We start from the raw sequence: 17,554 nt of genomic DNA on the forward strand, positions 1-17,554 counted from the left end.
AAACGGCTTTTTCTTCATTATGGGGAGGTATACAAATGAGATGGAAGCAACCTGCTAAACTTGGTTTACTAGCTATGGCTCTCGGCTGTACTGCCATTGGCGCAACACTCACACCTTCAACAACACTAGCTGCACCTGTCCCCGCTTCCAAAGCGGTGTATCATCAGTTCCAAACCTATCGAACAGAAGCAGTGAAGTCCACAGAAAGTCTGGTTAAAGCGCGTAAATACCTGATGAATCATATCGATAAAGTCGGCCCTTGGCAGGCCACACTAATGACGCTGCAACTGGAGAACATGCAAAACGTGAAATTGGCTAATATGGACTACCAAATGTATACGGAACAATTTCAACAGGCCATATCTCAAGCCCATGAACAACTTGGTTACGAACAGAAGCTTACATATAGTCGTCTGCTCAAAGAAATTAAAGATCCGACAGTGAGGAAGCTTCTGCAGGAAGCATCAGATCTCGGGTTCAAACTGGAAACCAGTGAAGGCTTGTATTACCCCATCATCAATTATGAGATATATCAAAAGTTCAAACTTTTTGTTAAGGCTGATATTGCTGCATACATTAATATTATGGCTACCGAGTCCAACCAAATGACGACTTCAGATGGGGGCATTATCATCTCTTGGAACGAATTAATCCAGCGTGCATTGGAGAAAGAAGCCTTTTTGAACAACTTCCCGAATTCCAATCGCACATCAGCAGTGAAGCAAGGGTTATTTGTGGATTATCTCTTTTATGGAAGTGACAACACGCCTGCTTATGATTGGTACACGGACGAAGAAATCCGCACCATGGACCCTGAGGTGAAAAAGGCTTACGAGAAAGCTTTGGCTAAGCGGGAGCCCAATACGGAGAGTGTTCTTCTGGACACTATGGAAAAGATTTTACTGGTTCTCAATCAGAACAATGATGAGCTTACACCTGAAGTCAGAGCAATCATTGAACCTGTTCAACAACAATTTGCCCGTAAATAATCGGATGCTGAATCGCAAAATGTGAATGCCAAAAAAGCGGCAATCCTCGTGACAGAGGTTGTCGCTTTTAAGTTTACATATCAAGTCGTTACGTTTGGATCAATGAGTTGAAGTGTCTATTGATGTAAGTTTGTTCGGATTTACGACGAGATACACTCCCTCAATCCGCTCTCCAGAAGCGTCCAACTCCAAACAGAGTACCTCGGACAACTGCCCTTCTTTCATCAACGCGAGTTGAAGTTCGCCATTGATCCACATCGGTACCCATTCTCTCTCACGTAATCGCGTAAGGACTCGCCGTGAGGTCAGGAGTGCAAGCACACCTTTGTGCACATTCATTGTTCTCATAACGGTATGCACAACGCCACCGCCATCTGCTGTAAATACAGGCTGATCTGCCAGTAACTCCAGCATGGCAGAGACGTCATAACGAAGGAAAGCCGTTGTAAAACGGCTCAGCAATTCACCTTTGGCTATCATATCCGCATCACTCTGCTCGATCGGCGGAAGTCTTTCAGGCAGATTTCGTCTGGCGCGGCTAAAGATTTGACGACAGTTACTCTCCGTTTTGCCCAGCCAATCCGCTATTTCGGAATAATCATATCGGAACGCTTCACGAAGGACAAAAACAGCCCGTTCCATGGGCGATAGACGCTCCAACATGACCAGATAGGCGTAGGAGATCAGCTCTTTTTTCTCCATCGTTTCCTCTGGCATGTTCGCCTCTTCACTGTCACCGATCGGCTCTGGCAGCCACTCACCAACATAACTTTCCCGCTGATTACGGGCGGAATTTAGCAGATTCAAACTTCGGTTCACAATCAATCTGGCGATGTAGGACTTGGGATTACGAATATCCTGAGTAGACGTGCTCTGAATCCCCGCAAAGCAATCCTGCACAATATCTTCAGCTTCTACCACACTGCCCAACATGCGGTAAGCTATTGAAAATGCATATTTTTTATAACGAATATACAACTCACCAACATCCAGAGAAGACACATCTGGCTCATTGGCGTGGAGATTGGAATTCATAAGAATGGCCCCCTCTGGCATGATGCGTGTATTTTAGTTAAAGCAACCCGGATACATCCCAGTTGTGATCGCAATCCGGTTCCAGTTATTAATCGTGTTAATGGCCAAGATCAGATCCACCAGTTCGGATTCACTGAAATGTTCACGAACCTTATCGTACAACGCAAGGGGTACACCGTGTTCCGAGATTCGGGTCACCGCTTCAGCCAGCTCCAGCATAACACGTTCTTGATCCGTGAAGAAAGCCACTTCACGCCACACACTTAGCAAAAGAATATGATCCGCGTAATCTCCCAGTTTCATCAGATCTTTGGCATGCATATCGAGACAAAAGGCGCAGCCATTAATCTGGGACACTCGGATTTTTAACAGCTCATACAATACTTTATTTTCAAATTGCCCGGATATATATTGCTCCATTGCCATCATCGCTTTAAAAGCACCTGGACTCGCTACTCTGTAATTCGTTCTTAAATTCATTTCTCATTCGCCTCCGTCATTTGGTTTACACACTGTAGACAAATGACGGCTGGGATCTGTGACATTCTTTGCGAAAATCTTTTTATGCCCACAAGAATGGTTGCTCAACAAACGAATATTCACACTGAGATTCTGATGACAGGACAACCTCCATGGAGTTAATAATCAGTAATGGAAAAAGATACTGGAAAGGTTGTTCTCTTTTCTACAATTAACATCTAATGTAAGAAAAATCCGCGTTTTCCCGTATTCATGTACGGTTTTTGCTGTACCGTTTGTAATTTCAACCAAAAGTAGGTTGGATATATTGATATTTTGACCAAAAGAGTAGTAACATACGGCTAATCAAGTTAACTTTTCTGACACAAAAAAGCGAATCGCTTATCCATATCAGCAAGGAGTGTTTCCTATGATAACTTCCAACGCAAACCATACAATGACGTCCGAATTGCCTAGAGGCTGTACGTTTACCGCCGAAGACTGGCATGTATTATCCCAATATTGGTACCCTATAGCCCAAGCAACCGAAGTAACAGACAAACCCTTGGCTGCTCAATTACTCGATATGAAGCTTGTTCTCTACCGCAGCAATGATCAGATTGTGGTAGCCAAGGATCTTTGTTTTCACCGCGGGGCCCCACTTAGTAAAGGCTGGGTAGAAAATGGCGAGATTGTCTGCCCTTATCATGGTTTCCGTTATAATTGTGAAGGAAAATGTACCGCAGTACCTGCGCACCCAAGCTCCAAGATCTCGCCTAAGCTCAAACTTATCGTGTACCCGGCAGTCGAACGTTATGGCTTGATCTGGACCACTTTGGCAGGAACGGAAGAACAGATCCCTTCCTTCCCTGGATGGGATGATCCGGATTATATCAATATTTTGCCACCCAACTTTGACATTGCTGGATCCTCTGGACGACAAATGGAGGGTTTCCTGGATGTATCCCATTTTGCCTATGTGCATACCGAGACGTTTGGTGATCGAAACAACACCGAAGTCCCCCAATACAAAGTGAAACGCGAAGGTAATGAGTTACTGGCGGAGTATTGGAGTACTGTAAGTAACTATGGCAAAGGGCAAGATCTTGTTGCACCTGAAGGTTTCCAATGGCTGCGCGAGTTTCGAGTGTTCCCACCTTTTGCGGCTTCTCTTACGGTACATTTCCCAGGAGACGACAAGCTAAATATTCTGAATTGTGCTTCGCCAATCTCTGCCCGTTATACACGTTTATTCTGTCCAATCACACGCAACTTTGACAAAGACGCTCCGATTGAAGACACAATCAAGTTCAACTTGCAGGTATTTGAAGAAGACCGCGAGATGGTCGAGTCACAGAAACCGGAGGATCTACCCCTTGATCTGTATGCCGAGGCCCATATTCCTGCGGACCGTACTTCGATAGCTTATCGTCAATTATTAACGGAGATTGGTTTGGGACGAAATTACACATCGTAAATTAAATCATATATAAGTTCAACTAATGAATATATTTACACTGGCACTCCGATGGCAGAATAACCTTACGATCGCTGTTATCCCCAGATTTTTTATTCCATTTTTTCATAGGGAAAATCCGGTGATAGCGTATGCTTTCGATGTAGCTTTCTTTTAGAAAGCTTTTAGGCGAACGCTCCGCTTCTTCAAGTTATTTCTGCCCTCTCCGCTATCGTGTAAATGTTTAGTTGAACTTATGTAGGTGTTCTTCAATCTCAGGCAAGCTATCGATGATGGATGTCGCGCCTAAAAAGTCTTGAAGTACTATCCTGCGGTCTCTGGGGAATGGGTTGAAAATTTTCTTAGGAACTCAGGCCATCTTATTTGGCCTCTAGGTCCTCATTTAAAATTGTAAGGAACCTCAGACTCGTTATTTCCAAAATCCCCCGATAAAACACTTCATACGGCTTTTTATTCTGATATAACGTGTCTCAGATTCTTTAGATTTTTGGGCACGCCTTAAATCCTTGATTAAGACGCCTACGATTCGTTAGCACTCCATGCTCCGGACACGTTCAGGTATGCATCGGCTTTCAGCAGGTTTGAAGACACCTTTAATCAACAAAAGAAGCGTTCCTTTGCGGACGCTTCTTTTGCTATACCTAATTTAACTGAAATACTTATGTGTATTAGATAAACCTCGCCTCATGACCGTCATCTGTCCTCTTGATTATTCGTATTCATAGGAAGCTCTCTATAATACGGACAGCCCGGCTCATGAATAATACGTGGATCAACCCAAGTGCCCCAGTACGGAAGACGGTTCACGTAAGGTTGCATGTTTGGTTGGTTGTTTGGCTGTGTATTGGGCTGCATGTTTGGTTGTACATTGGGTTGTGTGTTTGGTTGTGTGTTTGGTTGTGTGTTTGGTTGCATGTTTGGCTGTACATTGGGTTGTACATTAGGCATTACGTAAGGCTGATGATTCACATTTGGAGCACTGTTAGAGGCAGGAGCAATTGAAGGCTGGCAATCTGCCGGCGGGCCAATAATCACTGTTTTTTGAATGGGAGCAAGTGCTTCTTGAACTTTTTTCTCATCCAGACAGTACGTATAAGCCAAAAGTTTTGCAGGTGTAAGACGTAAGGTGTCTGAGCCAAATATCGCTTCAGGAACCGGAGCATCAAAGATTGCGAGTAAGTGCGTGTGATCTGCAGTGGCCACTTCATAGTGCCACCAGCCTTGAGGAACGTTAGCCACCTGCCCCGGAGTAATCGGGAAATGAAGAAGCTCGTTGGTAAATGGATTAATGAGGGAAACAACTGCCGCACCGCTGATGCAGTATACCAACTCCGTTGCATTCTGATGCGTATGTGGTTCAACCACATTGCCCGTGTTGAGGAAAATATCCAGTAAAGAAACATTGCCCAGTGTGTTTAACTGCTTGATGGAAAGAGCGTTAATATAGTTGTTCTCATCCTTCTTGAATAACGGGTTATTGCTCAAATCGTAAGTAAATTCGGTGGTTGGTAAAGTGTAATCCATGTATGAGGTTGCCAAAATAAAACGCCTGCCCTTCGCTCTCGGTTTAGGTCATAACCTATATGCCAGCTTATGCCCAGCGCCCAGATACGTGAGCCCATTTCCGCCAAGTTTTCATCGCATAACAAATATCCCTGACTCGGACATCCCGAGCAGGGCTCATTGGCTATTAAAGTTCTGCTTCGTCGGAGATGTCATCCCAACTAATCCCTAATGGAGTACTGTTCAAATTTACACTCTGAAGCCAACTCATTCGCTTAACCATGTCTGGCATTCCCTCGATCAAACCATTAGTTACACTCAAATAACGTAGTTTCTTTAGTTTCTCCAGTTCAGGCGGAAGCTCACGTATGCCCGAGTAGCCTATATCCAGAGTTACGAGTTCGCTCAATTCACCAATCTCGGATGGAATATGTTTCAGACCAAGATCCGACTTCTCCTTTGGCTTCCATCCGGTCGGAACATGATAAGAACTGCCGCAATAAATTCTAAGCTCTCGAAGTTGTTTCAATTTTCCAATGTCTTGGTGAATACCTTCCAGATCCGCCGTCATGATCTCCAATTCTTCCAATGATGTCAGTTCGAAAAGGGCTGGAGGAAGCGTATAAACATCCTGCTCAAAAATTGTCAAACGTTTCAAGTGCTTTAATTCCCGAATACGTTCCGGAATCTCTTTCAAGTAATGTGAACTAATATTCAGCACATCCGTCTGATGTCTAATAGCATCGTCCAGTAAGCAATGAATGTCTTGATGTCGATCTAATCTAAAAAATAACCCAGTGATTCGCTCCATTAGCTCAATTGCTTCTTCTTGTGTAATATGCATGCCATACATATTCTCATGAGCAACAGTGTAGAAGTAGTCACTTCCATCCTCGTTCAAAAAACAAAGATCATCTGGCATTGATGGATAACACCAGTCATGAAAGCGGTTGGCTTCCTCCTTGAGGATCTGCCCTGATTCCGGCGTGCAACGATATATGTAATAAATCCCCTCTGAATACATGGCGCCACTTTTCATCATCATTTCTTCCATCGTACTGTTTTCAATCAGATACGGATCCAATCTCCGTAACACTGTAGTAACTCTTTCAGGTGTAGCTTCCTCAGCATATTTTCTGTCTACAAGCATAAAACGATCTGCCTTCTCGATCAATTCGTCAATCAACAGTTCATAGGCAGTTCCTCTTGGATCAGTGTGAAAATCTACGGCTACCATATGTTCCCCCTCATTACTCATTATTCATTAATCTTCAATCTGCTGTATCATCTGAAACCACTGTGGCATAGGCTGATATCATCAATCCAGTCATTGGAGGCTTATTACATGGCATACGGCCCTGGTTCAGTTTCATCCCCGCAATCTGCGGGTTATCCTTACCCTTATTATCCGTCACCCCCACCGTATCCTTACCCTTATCCCTATCCCTATCCATACCCGCCCATCGTTCCTGTTCCACTACCATATCCGATCGGTGGTCCTTGGTGGCATGGTGGATATCCCGGCGGTGGTTACCCCGGTGGACACCCTGGTCATTTCCCAGGAGGTGGCTATCCAGGCGGACCTCATGGAGGCGGGCCGGGTGGTCCAGGTGGACACGGAGGACCTCCAGGTGGAGGATTTCATGGACATCGTTTCTTCCAGTGGTAATCATTAGACTCATTCAAAGTACTTGTTCAGATAAAGGAGCTGCTTCGGCAGCTTCTTTATTATTGAAGGAATTGTCTAATCTTGCAGGATTTTAATAGGTGATCTCATCCATCATCTTCAGATTACGGTTCGACATGCTGAGGAGATCCGTGAAGGTAGGTGTAAGGTAATAAACAAAGTCCGGATCGTGCACGTACATAATAATCTGCCCATACGTGCCTTCCGCCGTTGGATCAAAATCGAGCATCAGATACAGTGAACCACCTGCAATTGTTGCAAAAGGAATCCATGGTTTATGGAAAAGGTATGGTTTGATCTCCGGGTCCAGCTGGCTGATCTCTTCGGCAGAATAATACTCTTCAAGCTTCTCATCCACTTCACAGAAGTATTGTTTGGTCTCTCGAATCTCTTCCAATGACATCAGATAAAAGGGTGTACAACGCCCACCCTCGGCATCACCGGGGTAAAGCACATGCAACCCGTAACCACTGCCGTCTTTTCCTTGGTAAAAGGTACGAAAATCGCCAGACAGCCGGACGCCATACTCCTTTTCAAATAGATCCAGACTTTCCTCGGATGCACCTTCCCGATGTTGATATTCTTCAAACAATTGTCGAATCTCTTGATCCTGTATTTTCTCATCTAACAAGTGATTCAGCTCGTCCATTAGCACGTTTAACGATACATTCGGCTCCAATCTCACCACACCTCCCCTATCTCAGTTCTTCTCTTCTTGTAGATATTGATGATATCCCCAAAACGCTTCTTCCTCTCCGCCGCCTTCAATCAGAATCATGACTGCGTAAGACAACAAATTAAGCCATTGTTCCATCAACGCCACCTGTGCGTCCGAAATGAGGTTGTTGCTGCGAAGCATACCCTCAGGTTCAACAGCCCAAGCACGGGCCATATGAGTAATTCCCCATAGACATGCCATGACTTCCCGATCCAGTGAAGGCCGTGCAAGTTCGGACGCCAGAACACGCAGTATCTCCATCAACTCATGAAAATTCTCCTTAATCAAATGTCCACGGAAAGGCCGCAGACTGCCAATAAAACCGTTCTCCATCTTGGGATGACTCAGATCATCATAAGAAAAGGAGTGACATTTTAATAACGTTACAGCCTCTTCACGTTCCATCCCTTCACCCCTAACTAGGTCAAAATGCTACCTCACCAGCGCAGAAGTTCTTCTCCACGCCACAACACATACCGCTCCAACTCACGAAGAGTGCCTGTACCGATCCCGTACTCGTCCATTTCTTTGGAACGAAGATCGAGCACATGCAGCATGCCACCATATGTGCCAACTGCAAGTTTGGATCGCTCTGGTGATACGGCGAAAGAATAGATCGTACTACCCACGAAATGGCGCCATACTTCCTCTCCCTTGTTATTCACACAATACAGATAACCATATGCATCTCCAAGCACCATGCCTGCCTCTATTTCCACTGCTGCATACACACGTGCATTCTCATCCATCACTGGCCAATCTTCCTTCGTTTCGTTGCCTGCAATTGATTCCAGCGGGACCTGTATGGTGACCCCGTTATAGAAATGACATGCGTTAAACCAGACGTTCTGGTTATCACCGGTGAATGTTGCATAATGAGGGTAGCTCGATTCTGGATAGAGAGAGTATGTCTTGCTCAGCCGACGGTCCATCACCATATGATTGCTTCCTTGGCTGCCATAGGCAATCCATCTACCATCCCTTGATACAGCTGCATGTCCCATATCTATCTGTGTATCCTCTAGCTCATACTCTTCGATCTCTGCCAGATCGGGATGAAGCAAGGTCACCTGGGCTTGTGTGACGAGATATATCCCGTATCTTGAATGTATGAGTAGTGCTTTGCCTTCATCGATAGGTATAAGTCCTTCAAGTGTCCGTTCGGGATGCTCACAGTCCGCAAGTGATTCAATCCGAGTTAATGCCGAGTGTATCCGGGCTTGAATATCTTCCCATTGATATGTCGCTATCTCCTGTCCTTCCAACTTGCGATCTGGCTGACGAATGATACGAATCCCATCCGGTCCTGCAAGCGCAAAGTCAATTCCATCCGCTGAGCAACCTGCAAAAGTATATGGAGAGATCAACTGCCATCCGTGCTGATCCATCGTATATATCTGACTATTCTCCGTGAAAATCCCCGTATTACATACAATCGTTTCCTCGTTCAGATAACCTACAACTTTGACCGCTTGCATGGAAGCCTGAAACGCCTCGTTCAATGGCCACGTCGCTGCGGGTAGCTCATGTCGAAGCACCTCCACATCACCATGGAGATTGGCCTGTCTCACCATATGGAATACTTCAGTACTCATTCCGCTTCTGGAGTCTACCTCCAACTCGGATTCATCCGGTTGCTCTCCCTGCATACTTCTCCGGACAAATGCATTGACATCCCTTGCATAACGCTTGCCTTCATTGCGCCATTGTTCCGCAATGTCTTCCTTTAACCAACTCATAGGTGTCCCTCCACTCTGCCCCTATTCATATGCCGTACAATGATGTGCCTGCAAGAACATACTGATTTCGTTATCCGTCGCCTCCTCCGCACCATTCTTTTCTTCATAGAACAGGGCAACTTCTCTCCCAGCTGCATAGTTAAATCGTAAATATCCTCCCATCGACACCATGAACATCTTGCACATGTACTCATTCTCCAACACAGCATCCCACTTAAATTCTGTTTTGCATGTATCGGCGAGTTCCTTCATGGTGCTTCCCTGTTCCGTCCCTGAAAAATGGTAAAACGTATGTTTCCGCAGCTCATTCCACGGCTCAAAATAAAGTGGCGTTATTGGTTTATCCTGATGGTAATACCCACAATAGATCCGGTCCAGCGTTTCGCCAAATTCAGTCTCCGAGCATGTCCATAAGGTGATATTTTCATCATGACGCGGTAGCCACAACAGCCCCTCAACTTCCGGATGAACAGCAAGGAAATCTCCATCTACAGAACTGCCTATGGAGATGCACTGCTCAAGTTGCTGCTGACTTATAGGCGAATCATCCGTATGTATCCAAAAATCATATTCAACAAAAGGCTTCAACACTTCCGGGTCTGGCCTCTGCACATTCATCCATCCCGTGTATGTACCTTCCCCATATTGTTCAATCCAAGTACGGTATGATAAAGGTAGCGAGATGGCGTGCTGTTGTTCAAAGTGATCCAGTTCCTCCGCTGGAACCGGCTTAAGTACACGGGATACAATATACATTTGTCGACATCTCCCATCTCAGTTTGGTTCATTCGTTTTCAGGATCTAAGCCAGTTCTTCCTGTACAATTTCAGTCCATACTCCTTTACGATTCAGAATGCGAATGGCAAAAGTATCATATCCATCACGCTTGACCTGATCAAAATGCATGCGCTCTCCCGTAATCAGTTCATATGCACCATTTTCATCTACATCTTCGCCAAACTCTTCATCCCAAGGCACATTGTAGTAAGCCGTCAACTCTACTTCAAAGATGTCCTCTCCTTCAACATCCAGGTAAGGACGAAGGGGTCTGTCATGTAGTGCGTCTTCCGAATAGGTCTCACATAACATGGCATCATATCCGTGCTTGGCGGTATCAATGAGCAGATAGCGCTCACCCGTGACCGTATGCTCCGCATATACAAGAAGAGGTGTCGAATCATGCCAGGCAATCAGATCATCTTCCGTCAAGTCACCATAATAAAAAATATGGAATTTATCATGACCGTCACTCATTTGAAGTTTGCCTTTCCACTCCACTTCATCGGACTTTATGTTCTCTTCCTTCCTAATTAATCCTTCCAGATAAGCAGGTCCGTGTTGTACACCATACTCATTCATCATCTCGCCTCCGATTTGTTCATTCGAATAGTAACTACTTTGTGTTCCTCATCCACCGTCAGTTTCACATCAATGTTAAGCTTGTCGCGAAATAACGCCGTAATATTGATATACGGATCGCGGGCAGCTTCGCTACTACCGCCACTATTACGGCTCATTCCCTGATGAATGATGGATTCTACCAGCTGTTTATCTCCCTTGCCGGTGTTATTGTATGTGTAGATCACCTGCCCATCCTGATCATACAGATTCAAAACCGTTGTGAAATCATTGGCGTTCTCATACTGTCTCTCGGTCTGTACATAGTTGTGATCTGTACGTTGATAGTTTACCGTACCAGCCAGATACGGATTGTCCCCGCCTGGCTTCACATCATACTCCTTATAAGCCAGATTAAACAGGTATTGGATATGATTCATATCAATCCGGTAATAAAACTGACGGTTATCTTCCTCTTTGTCCATCGCTGCAAAACTGTTAATCAGCGGCCAGGCCCCATAGGACTTCCCATTAACATCAACGGCCAGAGCATAGTCAGATAATACTGTCTCTTTTTGAAATACACCAAATGTCTGTAAAATAAAATAAGCCGGAATCATCAACATACCCAGAATGACTGCAAAAATAGTAAGTTTAACTCGTAGTTTCATGTCTTCTCTCCTTGCGGCTTTAACTCTTCAATTTCAGTCTCATCCAGTCTTGTGCTGAAGCTTCGACAGTGTACGCACAACTACATCCCTGTTCTTCGCATCCTTGATATAAGCCGGAATACTATGTGAAGCCGTTCGTATAGGCATATTTCCGTATTTTACACGCAGGTCTGCGGAGACATAAGCGATGAGATAATTCAGATGCTCCCGATTCACAGCCCATATTATTTTTCCTCTGAAATTATCCAGGAAGTATAATTCCAGCCCGAACACAGGATCTTTCCCTGCACAAATCTCGGAAAAACACCTTTGGTATGTCGGCTTGGCGTGTAATTCAACCTGATTAACAGAACTACAATGCGGACATTCCACATGCGTCGATCGGTGAGACGTCTTCTTCTCGTCTGTGATTTCCACGTTAAACCAACGTTCACATACAGCACAATTCCCCTTGGCTTTATATTGATATACTGGTTCTTCAAAAGCTTGAGCGTAACATTCGTAACACTTCCATCCCAGTTGACCATTCCGTTGATCAATCGAAGCGTGCCCACCGCATTTGGGACATTTCACATCAATCCGCTCTCCCCGTCGAAGAACCGAATAGAAACTATACACTTATACGCACCTTCATCTTCGAAACGTTTCATCCTGTATCCACCTTTCTTCTGAACTACGATACACACCGCGTCAAAATACTCAACATTTACCAATCCATCTCTCTAAAATTATATGAAACTCCGTTCCTCAGCACAACAATTGAAGACAGATTGTTGGAAATGCCTCTATTACGACATACCCAAGTGTGTGCCTCATCACACCCGTCTCCACCTCAATAACGTAATCTATAACTAAATAACTACTGAAATGAAAGAAAACTTGCTTTTTAGATTGTGAAAAACATCACTTGAGTAAAGGTTGTGCAACTATGTTCTCCTTACTGAATGTATATAAATGGTCACTCGTATTCGCTATATTCACAGCAACTCTCTCTCACTGTAGTTCAACCGATACAGTTAAACCTGTTCACCACGATGAAGTCTCCTCCTCCTCCTCTGCGATCAGTCAACCCCCGGTGGACCCGATCATTCGCAGAGAAGGTACTACGGTATATATTGAAATGACGGCCCAGGTTACAGATGTCGAAATCTCCAAAGGAGTGATATACAACGCTTGGACATTTAATGGTACCGTCCCCGGACCCGTCCTACGAGTGACAGAGGGAGATACCTTGGTGTTCACGTTGAAAAATAAAGATTCCAGCCTTCCTCACTCCATGGATTTTCACGCTGTACATGCTGCTCCCAGCAGCAAATTTATTGATGTGATGCCAGGCGAGGAAGGCACGTTCACTTATCCCACCTCCTCACCCGGTGTATTCATGTATCACTGTGGAACCAAACCGGTCCTTGCCCATATCGCCAACGGGATGTACGGCATGATTATTGTGGAACCCAAAGCAGGATACCCTTCCGATCACTTGGTTGATCGTGAGTATACCCTTGTCCAGAGTGAATGGTATAAAGAGCATGATTATGAAGCTTTTTTGAACGGGGAACCGGATTATGTCGTATTTAACGGCAATGATTATGGATTAATAAAACATCCCCTGTTAGCCAAAGTAGGAGATACGGTGCGAATCTATGTCAGTAATGCCGGACCCAATGAAGTCTCATCCTTCCACGTTGTGGGTACCATTATGGACCGTGTGTATACGGATGGAAATCCACGCAACATCCAGTATGGAATACAGACGGTTATGCTTCCCGCAAGTGGTGGAGCTGTCGTAGAGTTCACCGTGACCGAAGAAGGCGATTATGCGATTGTAACCCATCAGTTCAACCATGTAGCCAAAGGCGCTGCCGCTGTTTTGCGTGTGACCAAGGATGGTGCTGATCATGGTGGACCCGCGATGTCTCACTGAGACATGACAATAGATAATGGCTATACCTATCCTGAACCATTCGAGGTGATTAAACGATGATCTGTACACACGAAGCGAAGGATGCCTGTTTCTCCAAAGTATCTCTGTTCCAGCATCTTGATCCATCCGAAGCTGCCTTGTTGATCTCCCTTCTGCATACCCGCAAATATAACAAAAGCGAAGTTGTCGTCCAGGAGGGAGAACGCTCAGATACGCTTTATGTGGTTCATCAGGGATGTGTGAAGTTATCCAAATACAATGAAAATGGCAAGGAACATATTATTCGGTTTCTGTTTCCCGGTGATTTCTTCGGACAAGATTCCCTGTTACACCAAAAACCACATGTCGCGAACGCCGAAGTTCTGGAGCCTTCGGCCATCTGCTCTATCAGCAAGCATGACTTTGACCAATTACTTGAACATGATCCAAAGCTTGCTTATCATTTCCTGCTTGCCATTACCAAGCTGCTCCGTGAAACAGATGAATGGAACAGCTCGCTAAGTGCGATGACAACGGAACAGAAGATTGCCAAGTTGCTTTTGTATTTCCATACCCGAAATCATGCAAAACATGAGATCCGCTTGCCTGTTTTCAAAAAAGATATGGCTCTGTTACTCGGGATCACACCCGAAACACTTAGTCGTAAACTTGCCATGATGCAAACTCAGGGACTGCTTCAGGTTACAGGAAACTGCATCCTTATTCTGCAATTGGAGCAGCTTAGGGAAATGGTTCCGTTCTGAACTAAATATTATTTACACTAATACTACGATGACAGTATAACCTTCCCATCGCTGCTAACGTGTGAATGATTAGTTCAACTCATATAGCTTTGGGACAAGTATTATATTTCACATTGGATGTGAGTATCGTCACAGTGCAGCCTAGCGTTACAGTATACAGTTAAGAAAAGATCTTCAGGAGGTTTATGCGATGAATACGGTTGTTAAATTGGACAAACAGATCATTATGCACAAAATGCAGGAGCTCTGTTCACTGCTGCTACAGGATGAAGGCTACAAAGAGATGCGGGACATGATTGATCAGTTTGCTGCAGATGAGCAAGCTACGACTCAGTATGAGAAATTTATGGAGAAACATCAGGCACTGGAGGAGAAAGAACGGCAAAATATCGAATTGCTTGCATCTGAAATCCAGGTGTATGAAGAGGAAGAACGCGCACTCTATGATCATCGCCTCATTCGTCGGTTTATCTATGCTCAACGGGAGTTCAGTCAGCTACATCAGCAGATCAGTCACTTTTTCACGAAATCGGTGGAGTTGAACCGCCTGCCCGAATCCAATGAACTAGGTAAGGAAGCTTGCGGATGCGGAGGCAGCTGTTCCAGCAACCATTAATATCTTCCTTTTGGTTAAATAATCAAAAAGAGTATCCGATCAGAAATCACGCTGTTCGGATACTCTTTTTATATAAATTCAACTAATATTTACACAAAAACGGAGAAGACAAAATAAGCTGAAGAAGCGAAGTGTGCACCTTAAAGCTTTGCTGCATCGGAAGCTTATTCTTTTATCTACAGATCCAGCAACAGCGATGCGAGCAATCCCATGGATGCAATCAAACCCACAATTGGCCCACCCTCTTCAAAGGCTTCCGGCATCATCGTCGAGCAGATCATGGCAATGATTCCACCACCTGCAAATGCACCAATTGCTGCACTCATCTCCTCAGGTAGCTGCTCGAGAAACAGATACCCACCCAGAGCTGCAAGCGCGGAGATCAATAGTACACTCAGCCACATTAATATGATTTTGCCACGACTGTACTTGCCCTGTAGTCCAACCGTACTGGACAGACCTTCAGGAATGTTGCTGACAAAGATCGATACCACCAGCACCACACTGACACCGTTGCCAGCCAGTAAGCTGGCTCCAAGCATGATGGATTCCGGGATAGCGTCCATTACCGTGCCTGCAAAGATACCCAGGCCGCTTTGGTTCGAGTCTCCCGACTTTGCCGAGCGTTTACGCCCTGCCCCTCCCTTTGCAGAAACGAGCAAGTCAAAAAGCGTATATACGACAGCACCCGCCGTAAATCCAATGGCTGTAGGGATAATACCTCCATCATTCAGCGCATCTCCGAGTAGTTCAAAGGTAGCTGCCCCGATTAATGTACCTGTCCCAAAAGCCATAATCCAGCCAATGACTCGTTTGGGAATCTTCAGAAACAATGCTGCGAGTGCGCCTATGACAACCGCTGAGGCAGAGATGCCGCCCCACATGAATGCAGTCCACATCTGGGCCGACCCCTCTCAAGTTCAATTATGTTCTATCATTCCATTAACCTTGGCAGAGCAATCAAAAACAATCCTGTGACGTTGTGATCTATATCACCTGTTGTGTTCAAAAATCACGCTATGATGAAATGATGCGGATTACAACAGAATAGACCAGAGCAGGAACTGCACGGCTCCAATAATTTCGATCATACCAACCTTCATAGGGCGCAGTGTTCTGCCTGCATATATGAAGGTGCGTACGGCGGAATAGACATATGCCAAAGACATCCAAGGATATCCGATCACGATCGGTATGAGAATTAGAAGGATATGTACTAGTCGAGTTAGCATCAGCCAACTCTTATTCGTTCGCTCTCGAAAGACCGATTTCACAAAGAACGTACTTCCTGTAAAATGTAAGAAAGAAAACAAAACTACGATTGCCATTCTAAAGTCCCAGTGCCCGCCTCCAATGAGATAAGCAGCTGCTCCCCCTAGAGAGAACATCAGCATGGCACACAGATCATTGGTAAGCGAGCGTTCTGCTTTGTGTATTACATGCCAGATGTTTACGAGCAACAATCCGCCCAGAACCGGGCCAAAGAATAGTAGTGAGGTCTGACCCAGAACAGGTGGGATTAGACAGATTAGCGCCACTGTACCGTAGATTGCAGACCACTTGTATAAGCGATGTCGATTGGCATTTCTTTTCAAAGACTGCAGTAACGGATACGCGGTTAGATATAGTCCAAGCCAGGCTACAAATAAGGGCACATGCAGCCACTGCGGCCCACTTGCAATCATACCTACCAGAAAAGGTACACTAACCATGGCCCAGCCGCCATGTTCATGAGGGATAACGATTGAATGCGTATTGGTTTTCACTTCACAGTTAACCTCCTAGGATTGAATGATGTCGAAGTTCAGAAATATGAACACAGAGAGGAAAGATTCTCATGAGCAGGGTAAACAAAGATTCAGCAGCGGAGTTTCTACAACAGTTCCCCATCTTCCAGGACCTTAGCCCCGAAGAATTGAAGCAGGTCGAAGATATCGCCATTTCCAGAAGTATTCACAAGAAAACGGTCATTTTTAGCGAAGGTAGCGAAAAAGAAGCTGTTTTTTTCATTCGTACCGGAATTGTAAAAGCTTATAAAACGGATGAGAATGGACATGAACAGATTGTCTCTTTCCTCAAAACAGGAGATATGTTCCCACACACCGGCTTTTTTAACGCGCACCCCTACCCGGCTACCGCTGAAGCGATTACGCCTACCGAACTACTGGCCATACCTGTCAGATTGTTCGAACGATTAATGCTGAGTACCCCATCGATTGCAATCAAAATTATGCGCGTACTCGGAGACAAAATACGTGAACTACAGGACAAATTGCAGGTGCTCTCTGGTCAGGATGTACGCAACCGTGTGCTCTCCTTCCTTCTCATGCTCGCAGAGCAGCACGGGCAGACACATGGCGAACAAATTATCATCAACCTGCCCATGACACACCAGGAGTTTGCCAATTCCATCGGAACTACAAGGGAAACAGCGAATCGGCTTCTGAACCAGCTTACAAAAGAGCATTTGCTCGAAGTGGATCGTAGCCGGATCATCATTCTTGATTTACAAGCATTGAAGCAACAAAGGGATGCGTGACCACTCAGCTCCACTGTGGTTTTCACCCACACCCCCTACACCAATCTATGTGTGCAAAAAGAGACCTTAACGCCTGCAATCGATGTTAAGGTCTCTTGCTGTATGCACAATTACCG

20 protein-coding genes are annotated in these 17,554 nt (G+C 45.1%); 7 read left to right on the plus strand and 13 right to left on the minus strand.

The genetic code is table 11. From position 1 onward, the window contains the following. The first annotated feature begins 35 nt into the window (after positions 1-35). Entirely contained in the window at positions 36-989 is a 954-nt protein-coding gene (locus MHH92_RS18015; RefSeq protein ID WP_340905382.1) for a hypothetical protein, read from the plus strand. A gap of 99 nt (positions 990-1,088) precedes the next feature. Here the strand turns inward: MHH92_RS18015 and MHH92_RS18020 are convergent, their stop codons facing one another. Together MHH92_RS18020 and MHH92_RS18025 are read right to left on the minus strand one after the other, a co-directional pair. Beyond that, positions 1,089-2,024: a sigma-70 family RNA polymerase sigma factor gene (locus tag MHH92_RS18020; protein WP_253501187.1), complete on the minus strand. Its 936-nt coding sequence runs from the start codon at positions 2,022-2,024 to the stop codon at positions 1,089-1,091. Positions 2,025-2,057: 33 nt separating this feature from the next. After that, entirely contained in the window at positions 2,058-2,504 is a 447-nt protein-coding gene (locus MHH92_RS18025; RefSeq protein WP_017687833.1) for a carboxymuconolactone decarboxylase family protein, read from the minus strand. 409 nt (positions 2,505-2,913) lie between these two features. Between MHH92_RS18025 and MHH92_RS18030 the strand changes: the two genes are divergently transcribed. Next, positions 2,914-3,960, plus strand: a complete 1,047-nt coding sequence (locus MHH92_RS18030; protein WP_253501190.1) for an aromatic ring-hydroxylating oxygenase subunit alpha — start codon at positions 2,914-2,916, stop codon at positions 3,958-3,960. A gap of 693 nt (positions 3,961-4,653) precedes the next feature. On the opposite strand, the gene MHH92_RS18035 is transcribed toward MHH92_RS18030, so the two are convergent. Together MHH92_RS18035 and MHH92_RS18040 are read right to left on the minus strand one after the other, a co-directional pair. Then, complete coding sequence (locus tag MHH92_RS18035; protein WP_340905383.1) at positions 4,654-5,499, minus strand: cupin domain-containing protein; 846 nt, start codon at positions 5,497-5,499, stop codon at positions 4,654-4,656. Between the two features lie 151 nt (positions 5,500-5,650). Beyond that, positions 5,651-6,700, minus strand: coding sequence for a leucine-rich repeat domain-containing protein (locus MHH92_RS18040; protein ID WP_340905385.1), 1,050 nt, complete (start codon positions 6,698-6,700; stop codon positions 5,651-5,653). 108 nt (positions 6,701-6,808) lie between these two features. Between MHH92_RS18040 and MHH92_RS18045 the strand changes: the two genes are divergently transcribed. Continuing rightward, positions 6,809-7,132 carry a hypothetical protein gene (locus MHH92_RS18045; RefSeq protein ID WP_253501211.1) on the plus strand — a complete coding sequence of 108 codons (324 nt, stop codon included), beginning with the start codon at positions 6,809-6,811 and terminating at the stop codon, positions 7,130-7,132. A gap of 91 nt (positions 7,133-7,223) precedes the next feature. Here MHH92_RS18045 and MHH92_RS18050 read toward each other — a convergent pair whose 3' ends face one another. Genes MHH92_RS18050 through MHH92_RS18080 form a run of 7 tightly spaced genes read right to left on the minus strand, consistent with a single transcriptional unit; the run spans position 7,224 to position 12,189 of the window. After that, positions 7,224-7,829, minus strand: coding sequence for an SMI1/KNR4 family protein (locus MHH92_RS18050; protein WP_340905388.1), 606 nt, complete (start codon positions 7,827-7,829; stop codon positions 7,224-7,226). A gap of 21 nt (positions 7,830-7,850) precedes the next feature. Continuing rightward, entirely contained in the window at positions 7,851-8,273 is a 423-nt protein-coding gene (locus tag MHH92_RS18055) for a hypothetical protein (RefSeq protein ID WP_253501215.1), read from the minus strand. 32 nt (positions 8,274-8,305) lie between these two features. Beyond that, entirely contained in the window at positions 8,306-9,607 is a 1,302-nt protein-coding gene (locus MHH92_RS18060; protein ID WP_253501217.1) for a hypothetical protein, read from the minus strand. Between the two features lie 21 nt (positions 9,608-9,628). Beyond that, positions 9,629-10,363, minus strand: coding sequence for an SMI1/KNR4 family protein (locus MHH92_RS18065; protein WP_253501219.1), 735 nt, complete (start codon positions 10,361-10,363; stop codon positions 9,629-9,631). A 45-nt stretch (positions 10,364-10,408) separates the two neighbouring features. Continuing rightward, the gene (locus tag MHH92_RS18070; RefSeq protein ID WP_340905392.1) at positions 10,409-10,969 is read right to left on the minus strand and encodes a hypothetical protein; all 561 of its coding nucleotides are present in this window, start codon (positions 10,967-10,969) and stop codon (positions 10,409-10,411) included. After that, positions 10,966-11,616 carry a hypothetical protein gene (locus MHH92_RS18075; protein ID WP_036672890.1) on the minus strand — a complete coding sequence of 217 codons (651 nt, stop codon included), beginning with the start codon at positions 11,614-11,616 and terminating at the stop codon, positions 10,966-10,968. Before MHH92_RS18075 ends, MHH92_RS18070 begins: the two co-directional genes overlap by 4 nt. A 39-nt stretch (positions 11,617-11,655) precedes the next feature. Further along, positions 11,656-12,189 carry a hypothetical protein gene (locus MHH92_RS18080; RefSeq protein ID WP_340905397.1) on the minus strand — a complete coding sequence of 178 codons (534 nt, stop codon included), beginning with the start codon at positions 12,187-12,189 and terminating at the stop codon, positions 11,656-11,658. 355 nt (positions 12,190-12,544) lie between these two features. Here MHH92_RS18080 and MHH92_RS18085 point away from each other — a divergent pair, with 355 nt between their 5' ends. The 3 genes from MHH92_RS18085 (at position 12,545) to MHH92_RS18095 (ending at position 14,899) form a co-directional block, all read left to right on the plus strand. After that, positions 12,545-13,540: a multicopper oxidase domain-containing protein gene (locus MHH92_RS18085; RefSeq protein ID WP_253501228.1), complete on the plus strand. Its 996-nt coding sequence runs from the start codon at positions 12,545-12,547 to the stop codon at positions 13,538-13,540. A 56-nt stretch (positions 13,541-13,596) separates the two neighbouring features. Next, complete coding sequence (locus MHH92_RS18090) at positions 13,597-14,283, plus strand: Crp/Fnr family transcriptional regulator (protein ID WP_253501231.1); 687 nt, start codon at positions 13,597-13,599, stop codon at positions 14,281-14,283. Positions 14,284-14,473: 190 nt separating this feature from the next. Then, entirely contained in the window at positions 14,474-14,899 is a 426-nt protein-coding gene (locus MHH92_RS18095) for a YlbF family regulator (protein WP_253501234.1), read from the plus strand. Positions 14,900-15,075: 176 nt separating this feature from the next. Here the strand turns inward: MHH92_RS18095 and MHH92_RS18100 are convergent, their stop codons facing one another. Both MHH92_RS18100 and MHH92_RS18105 read right to left on the minus strand, forming a co-directional pair. Next, positions 15,076-15,798 (minus strand): ZIP family metal transporter, encoded by a 723-nt coding sequence (locus MHH92_RS18100; protein WP_253501237.1) that lies wholly within the window; start codon positions 15,796-15,798, stop codon positions 15,076-15,078. Between the two features lie 138 nt (positions 15,799-15,936). Beyond that, positions 15,937-16,665 carry a YwiC-like family protein gene (locus MHH92_RS18105; RefSeq protein ID WP_315371779.1) on the minus strand — a complete coding sequence of 243 codons (729 nt, stop codon included), beginning with the start codon at positions 16,663-16,665 and terminating at the stop codon, positions 15,937-15,939. 71 nt (positions 16,666-16,736) lie between these two features. Between MHH92_RS18105 and MHH92_RS18110 the strand changes: the two genes are divergently transcribed. Further along, positions 16,737-17,438, plus strand: coding sequence for a Crp/Fnr family transcriptional regulator (locus MHH92_RS18110; RefSeq protein ID WP_253501240.1), 702 nt, complete (start codon positions 16,737-16,739; stop codon positions 17,436-17,438). Positions 17,439-17,554 lie beyond the last annotated feature (116 nt).

This window comes from Paenibacillus sp. FSL M7-1414 (assembly GCF_038003195.1).
Classification (GTDB): Bacteria; Bacillota; Bacilli; order Paenibacillales; family Paenibacillaceae; genus Paenibacillus; species Paenibacillus amylolyticus.